We start from the raw sequence: 19,587 nt of genomic DNA on the forward strand, positions 1-19,587 counted from the left end.
GCTAGCCATGCCCCAGCTTGCGCCCCAGCGCGGCGGAGGCACGCCCCACCAGCCCAAGCCTGCCCACGGCCGCCCCGGCAATGAGCGGGATGCGGATTTCGGCCAGGCCGGTATTGGCAATCACCATTTCCCCCAGCTGCTGCCCGGCCGCAACCGGTGCGGGCACGGGGCTGGTATAGTCCACGCTGACATGCACCCGGTTCTGCCAGCCATGGGGCAGCGTGAGTGTTATGTCACGGGTGGCCACCAGCGGCACGGTGGCGGCCTGCCCCAGCCATACGGGCACGTTGTCCACCACCGCGCCGTTATGGACCAGGGTCGCGTTCTCGAAATTGACGAACGACCATTCGAACAGGCGCTCGCCCTCCTGCGCGCGGGCATTGCTGCTGGGCAGGCCATTGATCGCCATGACCACGCGGTTGCCGCCACGCTCGGCGCTGGCGCACAGGCCGAAGCCGCCTGCGTCGGTATGCCCGGTCTTGAGCCCATCGGCCACGCCGCGCACCACCAGCACGTTGCGATTTTCCTGCGATATCTTGTTATAGCGGAAGCTTTTTTCAGAAAAGAAATGATAATAGTCGGGAAAATCGTGGATCAGGTGCATGGCGATGGTCGCCACGTCGCGCGCCGACATGTAATGCCCGTCCATCGGCCAGCCGGTGGCGTTGAGGAAGTGCGAGTTGCTCATGCCCAGTTCGGCCGCCTTGGCGTTCATCAGGCCCACGAACTGCTCCTCCGACCCGGCAATGCCTTCGGCCAGTACGATACAGGCGTCATTGCCGGACTGGATCACCATGCCCTGGATCAGGTCGGACACGGCCACCGTGCCGTTGAGCGGCACGAACATCTTCGAACCCTGCATCCGCCACGCCTTTTCACTGACCGGCAGGGTCTGTTCCAGCGTCAGCCTGCCCGCGCGCAGCATGCCGAACACGATGTAGGCCGTCATCATCTTGGTCAGTGATGAAGGGGGCATGCGCTCGTCGGCCGCCTTTTCCAGCAGCACGGCCCCCGTGGTGTAGTCCACGATGCATGCCCAGCGCGCAAGCGTGTCGATCGGGCCGATCAGGCTGTTGGCCGGCGTGGCGGGCACGACGGGCGCCGCCGCATCGGGGGCTGCGGCGACGGGATGGCGGCGGCGGGCCGCGGGGGCCGCGAGCGCGGTGGAGGAGACAAGAAGGCTGGTTGCCCCAGCCAGAAGGAAACGTCGGGTGTGCATTACATCCTTGGTCCGGTAGGTCCCGGCCGGGCACGCGCGCCCGGCTGGCGTGACAGGGTGGTCCGTCACGTGATTTCATTCCCCAGCAGGCCCACGGCCAGCGCATAGAAATCAGAGGGATTGTAGCGACGGATCGCGGCGAAATTGCGATAGACCATGAAGGCATCCCCCCCCGGCCCATCGGGGCGCAGCACGGCCCCCGTGGCCTCGGGCCGGGCGAAGGGCACGCCGCCGGGCTGGGTTATGCCCATCTGCATCCACTGTGCCAGCGTGCGCACCTGCATGCGCCCCAGTGCGGACTGGGCCACGCTGTCGGGCACGCTGATCTCCTGCCCCCATGTCTCGCCCGCGACCCAGCCCGAACCGGCCAGGTAGCTGGCGATGGAGCCGAATATGTCGGGCATGGAATGCCAGATGTCGCGCCGCCCGTCGCCATCGATGTCGACGGCGTATTTCAGGTAGGCGCTGGGCATGAACTGCGGCTGGCCCATGGCGCCGGCATAGCTGCCGGTCATGAGTTCGGGGGTAATGTCCCCCGCGTTGAGGATGGTGAGCGCATGGAACAGTTCATCATGGAAGAACTGCGCCCGCCGCCCCTCGAACGCCAGGGTGCACAGCGCGTCCACCACCGCGAATTTGCCCGTGATCGTGCCATAGGCCGATTCCAGCCCCCATATGCCCATCACCGCGCCCGCCGCCACGTCGTAGCGGGTCAGGACCTGCTGTTCCAGTATGGCGCGCCGGGCGGCAAAGGCGGCGCGCCCGTCATCAATCTTGCGCTGGGTCAGCACGCGGCTGCGGTACTGCGCCCATGTCAGGTGGAATTCCGGCTGGTTGCGGTCACGCGCGATGACCTGCGTGTTGGGCGCGGACAGGTCAAGCGCGTGGCTGACCGCATCCGCCGTCAGGCCCTGCCGAATCGCCTCGCGGCGGATTCCGGCCACGAAGGCGGCATAGTCACCCGCCAGGCGCGCGGCGGCCGGGTGGCGGTGCGCCGCGCGCGCGGGCAGCAGCCCGAACGCACCCGCCCCGGCAAGGGAGGCGGCGGCGGCATGAAGGAAGCGACGACGTACGAGCATGCCCGAAGCTGTGCCACGGCCACCCGCCCGTTTCAATGACTGACTTGCCATACAGCCCGCCCCCGCCCGTGCCTGATACAGTATGCCACATAATTTGGCGTTTGTGACCGCGGGCGAAGCATGCCACAAGAACGCCACCGGCCGCTGGCGCGTTCACCCTGATGGCCGATGGTTTTTTCCGCCCGCGCGCCGGGCCGAGCGAAGGACGTGTGCTTGCGTAGTTACGGTTTTCCCCTTCCGCCCCGCCAGGGCGCGCCGGAACACGCCGCATGCCCTCGCTGACCGCCTTCCTTGCGGCGGCGGGCGCGTCCCCCGTCATGCAGGGGCTTGCGATCATTGTCGGCACCTTCATCCTGGAGGACGCGGCAACGATCCTGACCGCCATGCAGGTCCGCACCGGCCATGTGGCGCTGGGTGTCGCACTGGTCGCCCTTTATATCGGCATCGTCGTGGGCGACATGGGGCTGTACGGCATGGGCCGGCTGGCCGCCCTGTGGCCGCCCGCGCGGCGCTGGATCACGCTGCCGGGCCATGTGCGCGAAGGCCACTGGTTTGACCGCAACGTGTTCCGCATCGTGTTCATCAGCCGCTTCGTGCCCGGCGCGCGCTTGCCGCTTTACACGGCGTGTGGTTTCTTCCGTGCGCGGTTCGGGCTGTTCTGTATCGCCGCGGTGCTGGCAACGCTGATCTGGACATCGCTGCTGTTCCTTGTCTCGCTGCAGGTGGGGCAGTTCCTGATCGACCATCTGGGGACATGGAAATGGGCGGGGATGGCCGGTTTCGTCCTGACCATATTCCTGATCAGCCGCATGATCGCACGTTTGCAAAGTAATGAGACCCGATGACCGACGTATCCACAGCCGTTGACAGCAGAGCCGCCGCGACGAAGGCCGCCCCCACCGTCTCCGCGTTCGAGTTCTGGCCGGGGTGGATCTTCTACACGCCCATCGTGCTGTACTGGATCATCCTGGGCCTGTGGTACCGTGACTTCAGCCTGCCCACCGCCGCCAACCCGCGTATCGAGACCGGCGGCCTGTGCGGGGAGAGCAAGAGCTCGATCCTGGACATGGCGGGCGACGTGGCGCGCCGGTGGATCGCCCCCTATGCCGTGCTGACCACCGGCGCGGATGACACCGCGCGCGCGCTGGCGGCGATGGACGGGGCGGGCCTGTCCTTTCCCGTCGTGCTCAAGCCCGATATCGGCTGCAATGGCACCGGCGTGCGGATCATGCGCGACGTGGACAGCCTGACACAGGGCATGGCGGCGTTCGGGCGCGGGGTGCCGGTCATGCTCCAGCACCTGATCCCCTACGGGCATGAGGTGGGGATTTTCTACATCCGCCACCCCGACCAGAAAAACGGCCGCATCACGTCCCTGACCTACAAGGAAGTCCCCTGCCTGACCGGCGATGGCCGTTCCACGGTGGAGGAACTGCTCCATGCCGATGCCCGGACCCGGCTGGTGCCCCACATCTACATCCCCCGCCTGCGCGCCCGCCTGGCCGAAGTGCCGCCGGCGGGGCAGTCACTGCCGCTGGTGTTTGCGGGCAATCACTGCAAGGGCTCGATCTTCCATGACCGCGCCATCGACATCACCCCCGCGCTGGAAGCGCGCGTGAACGAGATCATGCGGGACATACCCGACTTCCATTTCGGCCGGATCGACGCCAAGGCCCGCAGCCTGGCAACCCTGCGCGAGGGCGAGGACTTCCAGATCATCGAGATCAACGGCGTGGGGTCGGAAGCCACCCATATCTGGGATGCGCGCACCACGCTGCGCCATGCCTATGCCACGCAGTTCATGCATTACCGCGAGACCTTCCGCATCGGCGCCAAGAAGCGGCGCGAGGGCTGGAAGAGCAGCGGTGCCATGGCCATGCTGCGCGCGTGGCTGCGCCAGCGCCGGCTGATGGCGTCCTACCCGCTTAATGACTGAGGCAATGCCTTCATTAATATGTTGATTAATAAAGACAAAAGTTTTTGGGTGCCGCTTTTTTTTTCAAAAAGGCGGCGTTTCCTGAAGCTTTTTGAAAAAAGCTTCACCAGAAACTTTTTCTGGTCTGCAGGATACGCGGTGGGCGCGAGCGCCGCTCAGTCCGGCAGGCCGCCATTGCCGAAGATGTAGTTGCTGATCCGCTGTTCCAGGCTGAGCGGTTCCTGCGTATTGGTCACCACGGCACCCGGCGCAAGCCGCCCGGCCGACTGCCCCGCCTGCACCAGCAGCGCCGTATCGGCCGTAAGAGTGGGGCTGCCGATGGCAAGACTGGTATCATCGGGCAGCGCAATGTTGCGATCCAGCGTGAAGCCCACATTGGCCATGTAGGTTGTGGGGTCGAGTTTTATGGACAGCACCCGGCCCACCGGCACGCCATCCATGTCCACATCCGCCCCCACCTTCAGGCCGTTGGCGGAAACGAAGCGCGCGGTCATGGGGTAGCGGTCTTGTGATCCACCGCTTTGCGATGCCCGGGCGTAGATACAGAACCCGCCCGCAACCAGAAGGACCAGCCCGCTGGATATGATTGCGCCACTTCTCTGCCTTGCCATACCGGCCCCCTGCCCCATAAACGCATGCACCGTCCCGAAATCCGCCGCATTGCCGGGCCATGGGGGTGCGGCACTCTGCCTTGCCTTATCCTTTTATTCTACTGCGTCACGGACGGGGGGACAATGACACTCCTTCAGGCTATCATCATTGCAATCATACAGGGTTCGACCGAACAGTTCCCCATAAGCAGCCTTGGGCACGCGGCCATCGTGCCCGCCATCCTGCACTGGCCGCTGGACCTGCATGGGGAGATGTTCCTGCCCCTGCTGGTCATGCTGCACCTGGGTACATGCGTGGCACTTCTGGTCTTTTTCTGGCGCGACTGGGTGGCGCTGTTTACCGGGGCGGCCGGCCGGCATGGCGAAGCCACCCAGATGGACAGCATCCGTATCCTGGCGCTGCTGGCTGTCGCAACCATTCCGGCGGTGGTGATCGGGGGGCTGTTTGAACACGCGATCCGCAGCCTGTTCGGCACGGCGCGCTATGCCGCGATCTTCCTGACGCTGAATGGCGTAATGCTGCTGGTGGTGGACCGCATGCGCGCGGGCCTGCTGCCCGGACGGGCACGTTCACTGGCCTCGCTGGGGTTTGGCGAAGCCCTGCTGATCGGGCTGTTTCAGTGCCTGGCGTTCTTCCCCGGCCTGTCCCGTTCGGGTGCGTGCATCGTGGGCGGGCTGCTGCGCGGGCTTTCGCATGAAAATTCGGCGCGCTTCGCCTTTCTCATGGCGCAGCCGGTCATCCTGGCGGCAACGGTGCTGGAAGCGCTCAAGCTGCGCCATGCGCCGCCGCAGCCCGGGCAGATGCACATGGCCATTATCGCAGCCGTTGTTGCCTCAGTCGTGGCGCTGGTATGCACCGGCATCCTGATGCGCTATTTCCATGACCATGAGGACTGGGCGCTACGCCCCTTTGGCTGGTACTGCATTGGCGCGGGCGCGCTGTCGTTCCTCTACCTGTCCTTCTGAACCATTATCAGGCCGGGGCGCATTCAGCCATGTCCCTGGCCGCCATCACCCGAACCCATGCCGCCGCCCCCCGTGCCATCGCGCGGGCCCGTATAGGCACCCGGCGGCGGGCGGCGCACCGGCGGCACCATCATGCCCGGATCGCCCATCACATCCAGCCCCGAGACAGAGGCCACATGCGAAAGCCTGTCGCGCGGCAGGGCCTCGGGGCATTCATCACGCAGAAAGGCGATGATCTGCTCACGGATCTCGCAGCGCAGGTCCCAGCTCTGCATGGCCGAACGCGCGCTGGCTATGACGCGCACGGTCATGACATGGGCGTTGCAGTCCGCCACCTGCACCGCGAATTCCTTGCCATCCCACAGCGGGGCGGAATGCACGATTTCACGCAGGCGGGCGCGGATGCGCTCCATCGGCGCGTTGAAATCCAGATGGATGAACACCACCCCGATCAGTGCTGCTGAATTATGGGTCCAGTTCTGGAACGTGTTTTCCAGGAAATACGAGATCGGCACGATATGCCGCCGCCAGTCCCACACCCGCAGCACGACATAGGTGGAGGTGATTTCCTCCACCCACGCCCAGTCCCCGTTGATGATGATCAGGTCTTCCATGCGGATGGGCTGGGTCATGGCGATCTGCATGCCCGCGAACAGGTTGGTCAGCAGCGGGCGGGCGGCAAGCCCCACCACCAGTGACGCCGCGCCGGCGGAAGCGAACAGGCTCAGCCCGTACTGCCGCACCGGCTCGAATGTCATCAGCGCGGCGCCAATGGTCAGCAGCCCGATCATGAGATCCGTCGTGCGCCGCAGCACGCGCACCTGCGTCATGTGCGTGCGCAGCAGGATGTCGTCCTTGTCGTCCTTGCCGTTGATGCGCTTCAGATAGGCATCGGACAGGATGCGCGTGGCCACCACCGCCGCATAGCCCAGCATGAGCACGAACAGCACCACCAGCGTGTGGGTGGTGGCCTGCATGATGTCATACGGCAGGCCCGATACCGGCAGCGCGGTGCCGACAAATACAATGACCAGCATGATGCGCACCGGGCGCTGCATGGCCATGGTGAACGAGCGCACGAAGGCCCCGCGCTTCTGCCCCGGAATGCGCAGGATCAGCTTCGTGATGAACCGGCTGAACAGTTCCGCAACCAGACCGGCCACGCACAGCATGAGGATGGAGGACAGCAGTCCCGGCAGCCATCCGAACAGGTGCCTGATATGGGTAAGAAGGGTGAGGAATTCGGTTTTCACGAAGGATGCGCAGCCTTTTCCGGTTGATGCCGTATTGTGGTGAGCGCCCGACAGTACCCCCTTTTGGGGCAATGTGACAAATGGCGGGGATTTTTTGCGTCTTTTCATGCCCGTGCCCAAAACACGGGTTGACTTGCCCACCCGGCGCGGGTATCTCCCCACTCATCCTGACGCGATGGCGGTGTAGCTCAGCGGTAGAGCAGGGGAATCATAATCCCTTGGTCGGCGGTTCAAATCCGTCCACCGCTACCATCCGCGTCAGGATTGATTTCCCTCACATTTCCAGGCGTTTTCCGGGTCGTTATCTGGACCTGCCGAAAGCGGTTTTAGCACTCCACATTCCCCCGTTTTAGCACTCTCCAGTTCCAAACGATAACGGGTGACCTTTGTTGCGGCGCTCTGTGCCCGGCGTTTCTGGTCCGCTTCACGCACATAACGACTGACCATGGCCGGGCTTGTATGGCCTGTAATTGCCATGATCTCACGTTCAGAGCATCCGGCCTCAGCCATCCATTTCGCCGCCGTTGTCCTCAGTCCGTGCGTAACAATTCCCTCAAGACCGGCCGCGCGAATTTGCGCTCCCATCTCATGCCGGAAATGATCGATCTTCCACGGCTTGCCGTTTGCTCCGGTCAGGATCGTCTCGGCATTATGACGGGGTAAGCAGAACGCGCGTTGTCATTCATCGCAGGATCAGATTTGTGATGGTGTCGGCAAGCCTGCCGAAGGGTGGCTGAAGCAGCGTTGCCGCATTGAAACGCCCCTGTCGGTACACACCCCGGGCATGTGTGAGCGCCATGAAGCCTTCCTTGCCATGATACGCCCCGATGCCACTGTCCCCCACGCCGCCGAATGGCAGGTCGTCCTGCACATAATGCATCAATGTGCCGTTGACCGTCACGTTTCCTGAAACCGTGTTCTTCAAGACCCTGTCGCGTTCAGCACGGTTGCCGCCAAAATAATACAGGGCCAGAGGCCGGGGACGCGCGTTGATGAAGGCAATCGCTTCTTCCAGCGTGCGATAAGTCAGCACGGGCAGGACAGGTCCGAAAATCTCCTCCTGCATTACCGCCATCTGGGGCGTTACATCCAGCAGCAGCACGGGGGCCAGGATGTGATCCGTAGCTGAATCACTGCCCAGCCGGATCACCCTTGCCCCCTGTGCTTCGGCATGATCGATCAGACCACTCAGCCGCCCGTAATGATGCGCGTTGAGAATGGCCGTATAATCAGGCGACCCGACATAACCACCCGGATGCTGCTTTTTCACGGCATCCTGATAGGCCGTGGCAAACGCATCCCTGTCGTTTTCATGAACCAGCACATAATCCGGCGCGATGCAGGTCTGTCCGGCATTGGTCAGCTTACCGAACGCCACGCGGTCCGCCACCCGCTGCATGGAAAAGCCGGGCGCGATCACCACCGGCGACTTGCCGCCCAGTTCCAGTGTAACCGGGGTCAGATTGCGCGCAGCCGCCTCGGCCACCTTCTTTCCAACCGCCGTGCTGCCGGTGAACAGGATATGATCGAACGGCAGCGCCGAGAACGCAGCTCCCACATCGCCACCGCCGGTCACGACAGAAATCTGTTCTGGCGGAAAGATGGCCTGCACAATCTCGCCGATCACAGCTGATGTGGCCGGGGTAAATTCCGAGGGTTTGAGCATGGCCCGGTTACCGGCGGCAATCGCCGTCGCCAGTGGCACGAGGGCCAGCGAGACCGGATAGTTCCACGGTGCGATAATGCCCACAACGCCCACCGGCTGCCGGACCACCCAGGCACGACCGCACTGGAAATAGGCCGAAACATGGCGGCGTTCCGGCTTCATCCAGCACCCCAGATGCGCGATCATGTAATTGATCGACTGCACCAGCGGAATCAGTTCCACAATCGCGCTTTCCCGCTCCGACCGCTGGCCGAAATCCGTTTTCAGGGCACGCACGATTTCAGTGCGCCGTTTCAGGATTTCAGCCTTCAGGCGGCGCAGATCGGCCCGGCGCTGTTTCAGGTCCGGTGGCCCGTCCTGCAGAAACGCAGCGCGCTGGCTGTCAAGAATGTGGTGCAGGTCAGCGGGAGTAGCATCGGACATTGCGTCCTCCATGTTTACAGGAGAAACTTATGCGGGCAGGATATGGAGCATGATGATTTGTTGTCAATGAAAGTTTCTTGTGTAAACATGGACCTCACGAATGAGTGAAACCAAGAACCGCCCCTACCATCACGGTGACCTGCGCCGCGCCCTGATCGGCACGGCGCTGGACATGCTGGCCACGGACCAGAACTGGACCTTCACCCTGCGGGAAGTGGCGCGGCGCACGGGTGTCAGTCATGCGGCCCCTTACAAGCATTTTCGAGATCGCGAGATGCTGCTGCGGGAGCTGGCCCGGATCGGCTTCGTCAGGCTTGGGGAGAGCATGACAGAAGCCATGTCTTTGGGCCTGGCTTCCACGCGCGCGCGCTTCACGGCCGCAGCGCAGGCCTGCATCAGATTTGCATGTCAGAATCCGGGTCTTTATCGCCTGATGTTCAGTTCCGATGCAGACAAGACGATAGATCCGCAGTTGCATGATGCGGCCATGGACACATTCGGAATTCTTCTGCGGCTTCTGAGAGACGGGCAGCAAGACGGCAGCTTCCGGCCAGTTGCCGTCAGCGCGCTGGCAGCGGCCAGTTGGGCGCAGGTACATGGTCTGGCCATGCTGGCGATCAGTAATCAGTTGCTGGAGGAGAAAGTCGGGTCAGCGCCGGTCCCGGCCTCGCTGGATGTGTTGCTGGATGGCATGTGCCGCAGCGACTGACAGGCTACCCCACGACGGCCGCTTTTCGGAACTGGTGATGCTTTCCTTGATGACCAGCGTGAGGGCGGAATCTGTCATAAATAAAAGGGGCTGGCATAGGTAAGCGTGTGTTGGGACAGTTTAGGAGAAAAGCTTAGCCCATCCGGTAAGGATTTTCACGAGCTTTGCGGAAAAACGGGTATTAAAGCGCCACTCGCACTCGGCCAGAAAGAGATGGAAGTCCTTGCGTGGTATTCCATTGTATCGTCGCAGATGACGCTTGGCCAAGCTCCAGAAGTTCTCGATGCCATTGATATGGTTTCTTCCCTGGGTGAAATGCCTGCTGTGATCGACGCGCTCGTGATGGAACGCATACACATCGAACTTGTCGTTGGCATGCCACAAATCACTGTAAGCAATTGAATATTTTATCATTTTTTCCCAGATGAGAGACATCAGCGTCTGGTGCCCGGCATTGGGGATCATGACCGCATGAACGCGGTCAGGCCGCTTCAGCAGACCAAAGACGGCGACTTTTCCGGCAGCGTCTCTGCCTCGTTTGCCTTTGCGATGTCCACCGAAATAGCCTTCATCGACTTCGATCTCACCGGAAAAGGGCGCATCATGAGCTATCGGTTCAGCGATGATTTCGCGCGGCTTGCGGTAATACAGGGTCGCGGTATTGCGATTGACGCCCACAAGGTCAGCAGCACTCCGCGCGGGCGTGCCCGCAACGAAGTGTTCCAGAAGCCGTTTTTGGATGCTGACAGGCAGCCGATTACGACGACGTGCTTTCATAGGACATATCAAGCCTTTACCGGCTTACCTATGCCTGCCCCTTAAATTATTTCATATATGATTTAATTTTTCTTTTGTTACGATTCCATGTTTTAATCAACCAGTCAGCTCGATTTTTACCTACAATCGGGTTCAGGACTTGACGGCCGATTTTTTCTGATCTGGGTAAAATTCGACCATACAATGCAAAGCTGTCTTTTTCAGCCTGCGTCCAGCCAGCCTGCGGATCAGGGGAATTGTCCTGCGGTTCATCTGCTGGTTCCACATGTGGCTTTTCCATCCGCCACCAATTGGAAATGGGAAGGAAATTGCTATGCCCGACTTCTCGAGCATGGGGAATCTCCCCCAGAACTTCCTGCTCATTTGAAGTCGCATTGGTGATGATGTTAAACATGGATTCAGCTGACATGTCTTTTAACGTATCAGCCGACATAATTGAAAAATAAGGGGAAATATCCGAGATGAAATCCATCATATAGTGATGGATTTCATGCACATACCAATCGCGCGATACGTCAGCAGCATTTCGTGTTTCAAGAACAGGATAATATTTCTGACCGTCTTTTTTCATTCGGATGGCGGATGGACTGCTATCAGAAAACATCAATTCGACCAGTTCAACACCACTCATGATCGCATTGCTCAATTCTGTAGGCTTGCCTTCCTGAAACAGAATGCCATGAATTTTGGGCGTGGCGTAGGCACCCTCACGGGTACCGACATAAAAACCTGTGATTTCTTTGTTTAACAAAGCATCTATGGCCTGATGGGAAGATAGTCCCCACCCCACATCAACAAAAGCAACCTGCGACAATGGCGTGGAACCGATCTCCTCTTCCAGATAACCTAAATAACAATCACGCTCATCATCAATTACATGAGACCAGAATACATCCATATTCTTTATTTTATCAATATAAGTTGCATAATCGTCTTCTTCAATATTTTTAAAATCTACTGGAACCTTAAGATAAAGTCGCTCTAGATCATTTTTCAGATTATAACTGGCGCCATCCCTGTAGGGGAACAGTATTGGAAATGCCAGATCATATTGTGAGGGCTGACTTAACAGAGGAGCAAGACACATACGACGGGAGGACCAGAAAATTTCATAATCAATATCAGAGATTCCCAGAGCATCCATGACGCGCTTTATAACAAAACCATCGCGCGTCATCAGTAATATCTTTTTAATGTTTTCTTTTTTGCTGATCTCAAGAATATTTTTTATAAAGGCTATCATAAGTAGGCCGCTATAAAGATAGCCAAACATTTTTATAGAAGGGTTTTTGTCAAAATATCCCTCAGTATGGCGCTTTGCCATTAAGCCGAGAATGATATTGCTTTCAAAGTTATTTTTATCTTTAATAATATTTATAGTATCTAGATTCAATCTTGAATCTGACAACAATTCCTTCATTACTGTCGATGTATGAACAGCAGATATTCCGGATGATATAGATTGCGCCAAGTCTGAATTATAATTATCACCAAAATGAACAATCTGCTCAGGCGATATGTTCAGTTCCCTGCAAACAAGGGGATAAATACTACCATTTCCCTTGTATATATTTTCTTTGTAATATGTAGAGGAACAGAAAATTTCATCTACAAAAATCCCATTTTCCTCAAGAAACTCATTTATCGTTTCGGCCGGAAGATACATATCGCTAATGGCAATGATTTTTTTATTCAATGAGCGCGCTATATCATAAATTTCTTTATTTTTTGTATAACATCTCAAGAAATGGCGCTCGGCGTCGAGTTCACGCTCCATACCTTGTGTCTGTTGTACAAAATCTTCGTAAAGCACTTGGTAAATATCTGTGAGCGTCGTCTCATGGGATTTATGACGCATGAAATTGATATTACGTGCAATTTCTTCCGCTTTGATGCGGCGCTCGGCAAAGCCTTTATCATTTGTTTTGCATTCAATATAATGAAAAATGCCTTCTGGGCGTAATGTTTTACGGAACAGGAGGGTATCGAACACATCAAATGATACAATTTCAAAGTGTGAAATAAACTTTTCTATGCTTTTATTATATACACATCCATCTTTCACAGGCAGTTTCACTGTGTGACTGGATTTAATTTCATTCATTTTATGCCGCCATTATAGTAAATAATTGTACACAGGTTCTCTTACATACCTTACAATAGGTCAATTTTCAACATGGATTTATTGGGACCTGCTGGGAATTATCGTGAATTGATAATTGCAGCAGAAAGACAGATCTATGGCTACAAATGACCTGTCTGTCTTATCGCTTCTCATGACGATGATCCTGATGGACCACCCTGCACACTACGTCCGATCACCTGGCTTCGGGTCCCCCTTTCGCGCCCTGGTCATGGCGGTGAACCCGGACCACCGTGCCATCGATCATCACGTATTCCATGTCCGCATCATCGGAGACAGCCTCGAAAATCTTCTGGAAAACGCCAACTTTCGTCCAGTCGCTGTAGCGTGAGTAGACCGAGTTCCAATGTCCGAAATACGGCGGCAGGTCCCGCCATGGCCCGCTCGTCCGGGCAATCCATAAGATCGCCTCGATGAAGAGGCGGTTATCCTTCCCGCTGCGTCCCCGATCCGTCTTCTTCCCAAGGCATAACGGTTCCATCTTTGCCCATTGGACATCTTGTGAGTGCTGGTTGTAATCTCCCCAAATGTGCTGGTTGAAAATTCCCCAGTTTGAGGACTGTGCGTGATCGTCATGGGGGCATGCCCCCATGACGATCACGCGGCACATTTATCCCTGCTGATGCCAAAGGAAGGGCGAGCAGGTGATAGGACTCAGGGAGGTCGTTTTGATCCAGGAACTCAAAAGACAGGGGCTCAGCATCAGCGCCATCGCGCGCCAGACAGGGCTCGATCGCAAGACAGTGAAGAAGTATCTGGCCAATGGGCTGGAGACTCCAGCCTATGCACCGCGTAAACCGGTGGCCAGCGCAGCAGAACCTTATCGAACCTATCTGTTGGAGCGGATGGCAAGTTATCCCGGACTGCCCCATCTGCATCCATTGCCTGCCCTGCGCTACGATGCTGTTCTGAGCGTCGAGCGGCGGATCAGCCGCGAGGGGATGGTGGCGGTGGCCGGCAATTATTACAGTGTGCCTGACACTGCCCGCCGTCGCGTGGTCGAGATCCAGCACCATACACATGAAGTCCTGATCTTCGAGGAAGGGAAACTCATCGCCCGGCATCCCGTGCTGGAAGGCAAAAACCGTAAGCGGATCGAGCCAGGCCACCGCAAGGCCCCACCGGTTCAACACGCCGAGATGTTGCCGACGACACCGGCGGTGCCGATCCTCCAGCGTCCTCTGGCTTTCTACGGCGCGGTGGGTGAACGCCTGGCCAACATCAATGCCAAAGGGACCGCATGATGTCTGTCACCGAACGCATCCGACAAAGCCTGCTGGCTCTCCATATGGCACGCGCCCTCGAAACGCTTGATCACACGCTGGGCAGGCTGGAAAAGGGCGAGATCAGCGCCATCGAGGCCATCGACGATCTGCTGGCCGAAGAACTGAACCTGCGCGAGGGACGGCGCATCAGCGTAGCACTGCGCACCGCCCGCCTCATGCCGATCAAAACTATCGAGAGCTTCGACTTCTCGTTCCAGCCTTCACTCGACAGGCATCGCATCACCGCGCTGGCCCAGCTCGAGTTCATCAATCGGGCCGAGGTGTTGCATTTTCTGGGCCCGCCAGGCACCGGAAAATCCCATCTGGCCACAGCCATCGGCGTGGCCGCCGTCAGGGCCGGACGCAGCGTCTATCGCTGCTCTCTGGCAGAACTGCTCGAGGCGCTCACCAGAGCCGAACGCGAGGGGCGTCTGGCCGAGAAAATTCGCTTCTACACGCGGGCTTCGCTGCTGATCGTCGATGAAATTGGCTACCTGCCAATCACGCCAGGTGGTGCCAACCTCTTCTTCCAGCTGGTCAATGCCCGCTACGAAAAGGGAGCGATGATCCTGACCTCCAATCGCGGTTTTGCCGAGTGGGGCGAGGTCTTCGGCGACCCGGTCGTCGCCACCGCGCTGCTCGACCGGCTACTTCACCATGCTGTCGTCGTCCACATCGAAGGTGCCAGCTATCGCCTGCGCCAGCATGCCGATCTGATCCCCGAGCATACACGGGCCCACGCCAATCTGATGCCACCGGCAGCGCCAAAGCGCCGCGGTAGGCCCCCAAAGCATGGAGCTATCGATCACCTCAATGGCTGATCACCATATCCGTGCTGGGGAATTTTCCGACAGCACATGTGGGGAATTTTGAAACAGCATTTACACATCTGTCAGTATGAAGCGATCCATACCGATTTTGAATCACATTCAGATGCTTTAAAAAAGCATAATCCCCAACAGCCCCTGCAGAAACAATAGTTTCTTTTTTAGAGGGTGTTATACACCGTGAGCGAGTATGGCGGCATTTCCGAGCATGAAATATGCGAAAGACTGTCCTACACCCCATCGGCACGGCAGCAGGACAAAGCTGCGCCTCTTTCCGAGCCGCCTCGTCTGGTTTTGGGCGCGTGTATCCCTGATCGACATAGGTCAGTTCAACGACGCTTTCGTCAGTGGCCTCCTGAATGGCAGTGGCACGGCGTCCGACCTCGGCGCGATCGTCCCGACTGGCTGGCGTGACATGCAGGGCCTGCAGGTGGCCTGGCTATGCGCGATCCCGTTAGCCCCGCAGAGCATGTCGAAACGCCTGAAACGTGACCATGCCATGCCCCGGTTTACGGGGCGGCTCGGCGAACTGGATGTCATTGTCGGTCAGGATGTATGAATCCGATAGGGCACGACACGTAGAAGATGTTCGAGAAACGCCCAGGCCGTTCTTCTGTTGGCCTTGTCCGCAGGTTACACCACCGCAAACTTACCTGTCCGGTCTATGGCCACAAAGAGATACAGCGTGCCTTCAGCGGTCTGGACCTCGGCGATATCGAGGTGGAAGAACCCGCTCGGGTAGCGTTTGAGGCGCTTCCGCCATTTTACCACCGTTTTTGGATTGATCCCGAACTCTCCGCTCTGCGCCGAGAGCGAAGCCTGCGATCGCTGTATTGCTGCCCGGATGGCGTGCGTGGTCATGGCGCTGCTATGACGCCCCTGTCCCATAATGCGTTCTTCCACTCGCGTAAAAATAATGCAGCATTAACCTCCGGGACTAAACATCCAAACTCTGTTGGAAATCCTTATTCCGGATTTTCTGCCAAAGTAGTGCCCGTGATGCATTGACATATTATTCTACAAAAGAGCATGGAGATTATGGATCGGACACCATTATAATATTCATATCATTTCCCAAAATACTTACGGTTTTCCCTGATCTTCCACGTCAAAAAGAATTTAACTCCCCTCCTTATTCTTCTTCTGTAGTAATGCTATTATTTCATCCCGTTCAATAATCCATGTATCCCGTTCAGAAATCCACCCATCTCGATCTTTAATCCAGATATCACGATCTTGAATTTGACTACGCATCAATGCGATTGCTTCATCTCGCTCTGAAATCCAGGCATCACGATCCTGAATTTGACTACGCATCAGTGCGATTGCTTCGTCTCGCTCTGAAATCCAGGCATCACGATCCTGTATCTGCTTACGCTGCTTTTCGATAATGCTCAGCATTCCGCCATTGGTAGCAAGCATTTCCATAATTTCCCAAGGCTTGGCAATTGCAAAATCCTTCATATCAGATGATATGCCTGTTTTAGAGGATTGGGTTGTTTGAACTTCCTGCGCATAGAGCAAGAGATGCCGTTCAGCAATTTTTGCGCAGGATGGTTCTTCTAGTCGCCATATATAATAGTCAATTGAAAAAACACATTGCCATGGAATAAGATAACATAAAAAGAACCATGATCTGAAAGATTTTCTTTCTTCTTCAGTCATTGTCGTAATGGAAGCTACCGGGTTCTTACCAAAAAAACGCACGGGACGTTCCCAGAAAAAGGCTTCCATTCCAAGGCTGGAATTGATCGTCCAGATTTCGCCAACACGAAACAGGAATTCCAACGGACTTTCTGTGCGGTCTGTCATGCCCTCATAAAGAGCTTTTCCATTAGGGTGATAGCGAATGCGGTAATCATCAGCCGAGTAATTAGCCCGAAGATGTTCGGAAAGAGATAGGTTTGTCCAACCTCGACTGAATAATAAAGCGTTAGAATCACTTTCTATTTGTAGCGCAAGTCCGACCTTTACCTTTTCCTTTACATCTGGCGGCGGATTCCAATCGGTAAATACATGACGCAAATCATCAGTAGATATCAAATCCTGCCGTGCGGAAAGCCAGGCTTCGAAAGCAGGACGCTCCTTGTTCCAACGCGATACAACGGACGTATCCCCATTTACGCCATGACAGTCCCAATAGGCTGTTTGTCGATAAAAAGGCTGCCGAAGTGGCCCGATTTCGTTAAATACCAGCTTTACGCCAGCCTGAAACGCAGCATGTCGAAGGGAAGTGTTGTTTACCCATGCAATGGCCAGAGGTTGCCCCTCATCCTTGGCACTTTCGAAAACGTCCTTATAGAAAGATATGAGTGCATCATCTTCATGATAGACGCTTTCATAAAATTTCACTGCCGGCGCAACAGGAGGAACATTACTGCGTAAGGCATCATCCTCTGGCAGAGAAGGATAAAACTGCACATTAATTAATTGCTCATCCAGTTTCATGGTTGGTTTGTAACCATGAAACTTGGCCGACCATGGACCGTATTCCCAGCGCGTTTTGTCTTTAAATGCGGATATGTAACAGGTTGGGATTACAATTGTTGATTTCTGAGAACGAAAAGCATGCAGCCATTTTTGCAGGACCCAAAAATAATGAGGATAATCGCCAACCGGGGAAACCGGCGGCAACACCAGAATCGGATGTTGTTTAATCATGCTTATCCCCAAAACGGTTCAATGGGGTTAGAATCTAACACAGCTTCATGAATTAAAAAACTAGAGGGTATTATGCACCGTGAGTGACTATGGTGGCGTTTCCGAGCATGAAACATGCAAAAGCGATTATGAAGACTTGCAAGCATTGATGTGTAACGCTCGTAATCCTTGATGAGCCTGCGACATCGTGTCGCCCATGCAAAAGACCGCGTTCTACGACCCATCGGCACGGCAGCAGGACAAAGCCGTGCCTAGCTTCAGGCGCGATCATCCCGACTGGCTGGCGTCACATGCAGGGCCATAGGGCCGCTGCTTTCTTTGTGCTCAATGCAGGTCCCGCAGGCTCATGCCGCCAGAAAGATCAGCCGTTTCGTGTTGCGGAAAACCGTCCTGAATTCAGAAATCCAGTACGTGCCGTAACGTTGAGACCGCCTCGGACGGGCGCCCGGCAAGGGGCGCACCCATGATGCCGGGAACAACACAGTTCTTGTTGAACCATGTCTTTTTTGAATTCTGGACATTCGGGTTGGCGCGCAATGCCATGCCAATCATCACTGTTTCCAGTTCATCTATCTCACGGCCGGAGCGTGCCGAAGCCCGGCAGTAATTGCCCCGTTCCGGTTCAACCTTTGCAATCAGATGAATGATTGGCGCCCCCCTCTTGCGTTGACTGGCGTTGATGTAATGATTGAGCTTATGAGTCTGGAACACTTCGCCACGAAAACCTGCTTTCGCATCTGTCTTGCCAACGTACCACGGCGTGTATTTTTCCCCGTGAAGGGTAGAAAAATATAAATACCAATCGCTCTGGACAGGCCGGAATACACAGCTTCAATATCTTTCCAGAAACGACCGAGAGCTTCACCATTCGCTTCTGACTGCACACGCGGCGCAGGAAATGGCCCGTAGACTTCATAACGCATCAGTGAAAATCCAGATTATTCATAGTCTTTTAGTCCACCCCACAGCCTGCCGCCTCACGGGATCAGAGGCATGACTGCGGGACAGAAAGGAAAAAGGGCGCAATCCCTTCACGCAGCCCCACAATAGGGCGCGGCCGCCTTGGGCAGGCCCGGCTCGATCGGCAGTGCTTCATTGCGTGACCACTCGTTCCACGACCCCATATAGATCCGCAGCCGCGTAAAGCCCGCGGAAGCCAGCGCGACATAGGTATTGGCCGCCCGCGCGCCCTTGAAGCAGTAGATGATGATGTCATCATCGGGCGTCAGGCCCCGACTGGCGGCAAGCTGGCGGATTTCATCGGCGGTGCGGAAGGCGGCGTGGCCGTCCGTAACCTTCATGAAATCATACCACTCGATCCAGACCGCACCCGGAATGCGGCCCTTGCGCGGGGCAAAATCCACGCCGTAGGGCGATGAGCTTTCGCCCAGCCATTCCACCCGGTCCCGGTTGTCCAGCAGGCGGATGGCGGGATTGCCCAGCGCGGCCCGGACATCCGCATACGTGGCCATGAGGGCCGGATTGATGCGCAGCGGGAATTCCGTGCGGGTGGGATGCGTGACATCGGTGACAAGCGTGCCCCCTGCCCTGCGCCAGCCACTCAGCCCGCCATCAAGTATGCCCACGGCGGGATAGCCCAGATAGCGCAGGATCCAGTACCCCCGGCACGAGGCACCATAGCGGGTGTGCAGCGCGTCCTCGTAAACGATGGCGGTCTTTTTGCCATCCAGCCCCATGTCGGCAAACAGGGTGGCGAAGGTCTGCTGCAGGGTCTTCAGCCCTTCTGGCGTGGTTTCCGCCAGGTAGGTGAAGATGTCGGGCATGCTGACCGCGCCGGGAATGTGACCGGCCGCGAAATCGGCCGGGTCACGCACGTCAATCACGACGGCATCCCCACTGGCGGCCAGCCTGCGCACGTCATCGGGCGAATGGAGAACGGGGGTGGAGGGCATCACGGCTTCCTGCATGGTTCTGGATAGGCCGCCATTCCTACCAGCAATCGCGCGCGTGATGGAGGTGGCCCCCCACGCTTCCGCCATGCCCCAGGCGGGACACGGCCCGCACGCCTTTTTCAACAGGGCGTTTCCTGAA

18 protein-coding genes, 1 tRNA gene and 3 pseudogenes are annotated in these 19,587 nt (G+C 57.2%); 7 read left to right on the plus strand and 15 right to left on the minus strand.

Annotated elements, in window-relative coordinates:
- Window position 1: 1 nt before the first annotated feature.
- Both GWK63_RS09230 and GWK63_RS09235 read right to left on the minus strand, forming a co-directional pair.
- Window positions 2-1,288, minus strand: coding sequence for a D-alanyl-D-alanine carboxypeptidase family protein (locus GWK63_RS09230; protein WP_007400374.1), 1,287 nt, complete (start codon window positions 1,286-1,288; stop codon window positions 2-4).
- On the minus strand, window positions 1,285-2,298 hold the full coding sequence (locus tag GWK63_RS09235; protein WP_007400373.1) for a lytic murein transglycosylase: 1,014 nt from the start codon (window positions 2,296-2,298) through the stop codon (window positions 1,285-1,287). The genes GWK63_RS09230 and GWK63_RS09235 overlap by 4 nt, the downstream gene beginning before the upstream one ends.
- 269 nt (window positions 2,299-2,567) lie before the next feature.
- Here GWK63_RS09235 and GWK63_RS09240 point away from each other — a divergent pair, with 269 nt between their 5' ends.
- Window positions 2,568-3,143, plus strand: a complete 576-nt coding sequence (locus GWK63_RS09240; RefSeq protein ID WP_007400372.1) for a DedA family protein — start codon at window positions 2,568-2,570, stop codon at window positions 3,141-3,143.
- A complete protein-coding gene (locus GWK63_RS09245; protein ID WP_007400371.1) occupies window positions 3,140-4,234 on the plus strand; it encodes an ATP-grasp domain-containing protein in 1,095 nt (364 codons plus the stop codon). Before GWK63_RS09240 ends, GWK63_RS09245 begins: the two co-directional genes overlap by 4 nt.
- A gap of 155 nt (window positions 4,235-4,389) precedes the next feature.
- Here the strand turns inward: GWK63_RS09245 and GWK63_RS09250 are convergent, their stop codons facing one another.
- Window positions 4,390-4,845, minus strand: coding sequence for an MlaD family protein (locus GWK63_RS09250; RefSeq protein ID WP_007400369.1), 456 nt, complete (start codon window positions 4,843-4,845; stop codon window positions 4,390-4,392).
- A 123-nt stretch (window positions 4,846-4,968) separates the two neighbouring features.
- Between GWK63_RS09250 and GWK63_RS09255 the strand changes: the two genes are divergently transcribed.
- The gene (locus GWK63_RS09255) at window positions 4,969-5,811 is read left to right on the plus strand and encodes an undecaprenyl-diphosphate phosphatase (protein ID WP_007400368.1); all 843 of its coding nucleotides are present in this window, start codon (window positions 4,969-4,971) and stop codon (window positions 5,809-5,811) included.
- 23 nt (window positions 5,812-5,834) lie between these two features.
- Here the strand turns inward: GWK63_RS09255 and GWK63_RS09260 are convergent, their stop codons facing one another.
- On the minus strand, window positions 5,835-7,064 hold the full coding sequence (locus tag GWK63_RS09260) for a mechanosensitive ion channel family protein (protein WP_007400367.1): 1,230 nt from the start codon (window positions 7,062-7,064) through the stop codon (window positions 5,835-5,837).
- Between the two features lie 177 nt (window positions 7,065-7,241).
- Between GWK63_RS09260 and GWK63_RS09265 the strand changes: the two genes are divergently transcribed.
- Window positions 7,242-7,316: transfer RNA gene (locus GWK63_RS09265), tRNA-Met, on the plus strand.
- A 6-nt stretch (window positions 7,317-7,322) separates the two neighbouring features.
- Here GWK63_RS09265 and GWK63_RS17470 read toward each other — a convergent pair.
- Together GWK63_RS17470 and GWK63_RS09275 are read right to left on the minus strand one after the other, a co-directional pair.
- Window positions 7,323-7,703: a tyrosine-type recombinase/integrase gene (locus GWK63_RS17470; RefSeq protein ID WP_083824518.1), complete on the minus strand. Its 381-nt coding sequence runs from the start codon at window positions 7,701-7,703 to the stop codon at window positions 7,323-7,325.
- A 43-nt stretch (window positions 7,704-7,746) separates the two neighbouring features.
- Window positions 7,747-9,153 (minus strand): coniferyl aldehyde dehydrogenase, encoded by a 1,407-nt coding sequence (locus GWK63_RS09275; protein WP_007400365.1) that lies wholly within the window; start codon window positions 9,151-9,153, stop codon window positions 7,747-7,749.
- A 100-nt stretch (window positions 9,154-9,253) separates the two neighbouring features.
- Here GWK63_RS09275 and GWK63_RS09280 point away from each other — a divergent pair, with 100 nt between their 5' ends.
- Complete coding sequence (locus GWK63_RS09280) at window positions 9,254-9,862, plus strand: TetR/AcrR family transcriptional regulator (RefSeq protein ID WP_007400363.1); 609 nt, start codon at window positions 9,254-9,256, stop codon at window positions 9,860-9,862.
- A gap of 120 nt (window positions 9,863-9,982) precedes the next feature.
- Here GWK63_RS09280 and GWK63_RS09285 read toward each other — a convergent pair whose 3' ends face one another.
- From GWK63_RS09285 to GWK63_RS09295, 3 genes are all read right to left on the minus strand, one after another.
- Window positions 9,983-10,639, minus strand: a complete 657-nt coding sequence (locus GWK63_RS09285; protein WP_040000037.1) for an IS1595 family transposase — start codon at window positions 10,637-10,639, stop codon at window positions 9,983-9,985.
- Window positions 10,640-10,685: 46 nt separating this feature from the next.
- The gene (locus tag GWK63_RS09290) at window positions 10,686-12,743 is read right to left on the minus strand and encodes an HAD family hydrolase (RefSeq protein WP_139064323.1); all 2,058 of its coding nucleotides are present in this window, start codon (window positions 12,741-12,743) and stop codon (window positions 10,686-10,688) included.
- 214 nt (window positions 12,744-12,957) lie between these two features.
- A complete protein-coding gene (locus tag GWK63_RS09295; RefSeq protein WP_112210038.1) occupies window positions 12,958-13,392 on the minus strand; it encodes an IS5 family transposase in 435 nt (144 codons plus the stop codon).
- A 34-nt stretch (window positions 13,393-13,426) separates the two neighbouring features.
- Between GWK63_RS09295 and GWK63_RS09300 the strand changes: the two genes are divergently transcribed.
- Together GWK63_RS09300 and istB are read left to right on the plus strand one after the other, a co-directional pair.
- The gene (locus GWK63_RS09300; RefSeq protein WP_166498081.1) at window positions 13,427-14,026 is read left to right on the plus strand and encodes a transposase; all 600 of its coding nucleotides are present in this window, start codon (window positions 13,427-13,429) and stop codon (window positions 14,024-14,026) included.
- Window positions 14,023-14,868, plus strand: coding sequence for an IS21-like element helper ATPase IstB (istB, locus tag GWK63_RS09305; protein ID WP_007396167.1), 846 nt, complete (start codon window positions 14,023-14,025; stop codon window positions 14,866-14,868). Before GWK63_RS09300 ends, istB begins: the two co-directional genes overlap by 4 nt.
- A 177-nt stretch (window positions 14,869-15,045) precedes the next feature.
- Here the strand turns inward: istB and GWK63_RS17250 are convergent.
- From GWK63_RS17250 to GWK63_RS09335, 6 genes and pseudogenes are all read right to left on the minus strand, one after another.
- Window positions 15,046-15,313 (minus strand): annotated as a pseudogene (locus GWK63_RS17250) (IS5/IS1182 family transposase); the annotation flags it as partial.
- Between the two features lie 87 nt (window positions 15,314-15,400).
- Window positions 15,401-15,762, minus strand: a pseudogene (locus GWK63_RS09315) (hypothetical protein); the annotation flags it as partial.
- A 231-nt stretch (window positions 15,763-15,993) separates the two neighbouring features.
- Window positions 15,994-17,535 (minus strand): GT99 family glycosyltransferase N-terminal domain-containing protein, encoded by a 1,542-nt coding sequence (locus tag GWK63_RS09320; RefSeq protein ID WP_139064322.1) that lies wholly within the window; start codon window positions 17,533-17,535, stop codon window positions 15,994-15,996.
- Between the two features lie 70 nt (window positions 17,536-17,605).
- Window positions 17,606-17,800: pseudogene (locus tag GWK63_RS09325) on the minus strand (transposase); the annotation flags it as partial.
- A gap of 131 nt (window positions 17,801-17,931) precedes the next feature.
- Window positions 17,932-18,246, minus strand: coding sequence for a hypothetical protein (locus tag GWK63_RS17255; RefSeq protein WP_007400348.1), 315 nt, complete (start codon window positions 18,244-18,246; stop codon window positions 17,932-17,934).
- A 320-nt stretch (window positions 18,247-18,566) separates the two neighbouring features.
- Window positions 18,567-19,448: a sulfurtransferase gene (locus GWK63_RS09335; RefSeq protein ID WP_040000026.1), complete on the minus strand. Its 882-nt coding sequence runs from the start codon at window positions 19,446-19,448 to the stop codon at window positions 18,567-18,569.
- Window positions 19,449-19,587 lie beyond the last annotated feature (139 nt).

This window comes from Komagataeibacter rhaeticus (assembly GCF_011611525.1).
GTDB classification, from domain to species: Bacteria; Pseudomonadota; Alphaproteobacteria; order Acetobacterales; family Acetobacteraceae; genus Komagataeibacter; species Komagataeibacter rhaeticus.

Excerpts from the sequence above, each read along its gene's own strand:
- GWK63_RS09295 (WP_112210038.1), bottom strand. The coding sequence starts at position 13,392 with ATGTGCCGCGTGATCGTCATGGGGGCATGCCCCCATGACGATCACGCA.
- GWK63_RS09320 (WP_139064322.1), bottom strand. The coding sequence starts at position 17,535 with ATGATTAAACAACATCCGATTCTGGTGTTGCCGCCGGTTTCCCCGGTT.
- GWK63_RS09235 (WP_007400373.1), bottom strand. The coding sequence starts at position 2,298 with ATGCTCGTACGTCGTCGCTTCCTTCATGCCGCCGCCGCCTCCCTTGCC.
- istB (WP_007396167.1), top strand. The coding sequence starts at position 14,023 with ATGATGTCTGTCACCGAACGCATCCGACAAAGCCTGCTGGCTCTCCAT.
- GWK63_RS09255 (WP_007400368.1), top strand. The coding sequence starts at position 4,969 with ATGACACTCCTTCAGGCTATCATCATTGCAATCATACAGGGTTCGACC.
- GWK63_RS09240 (WP_007400372.1), top strand. The coding sequence starts at position 2,568 with ATGCCCTCGCTGACCGCCTTCCTTGCGGCGGCGGGCGCGTCCCCCGTC.
- GWK63_RS09275 (WP_007400365.1), bottom strand. The coding sequence starts at position 9,153 with ATGTCCGATGCTACTCCCGCTGACCTGCACCACATTCTTGACAGCCAG.
- GWK63_RS09335 (WP_040000026.1), bottom strand. The coding sequence starts at position 19,448 with ATGCCCTCCACCCCCGTTCTCCATTCGCCCGATGACGTGCGCAGGCTG.
- GWK63_RS09250 (WP_007400369.1), bottom strand. The coding sequence starts at position 4,845 with ATGGCAAGGCAGAGAAGTGGCGCAATCATATCCAGCGGGCTGGTCCTT.
- GWK63_RS09290 (WP_139064323.1), bottom strand. The coding sequence starts at position 12,743 with ATGAATGAAATTAAATCCAGTCACACAGTGAAACTGCCTGTGAAAGAT.
- GWK63_RS09245 (WP_007400371.1), top strand. The coding sequence starts at position 3,140 with ATGACCGACGTATCCACAGCCGTTGACAGCAGAGCCGCCGCGACGAAG.
- GWK63_RS09285 (WP_040000037.1), bottom strand. The coding sequence starts at position 10,639 with ATGAAAGCACGTCGTCGTAATCGGCTGCCTGTCAGCATCCAAAAACGG.
- GWK63_RS09280 (WP_007400363.1), top strand. The coding sequence starts at position 9,254 with ATGAGTGAAACCAAGAACCGCCCCTACCATCACGGTGACCTGCGCCGC.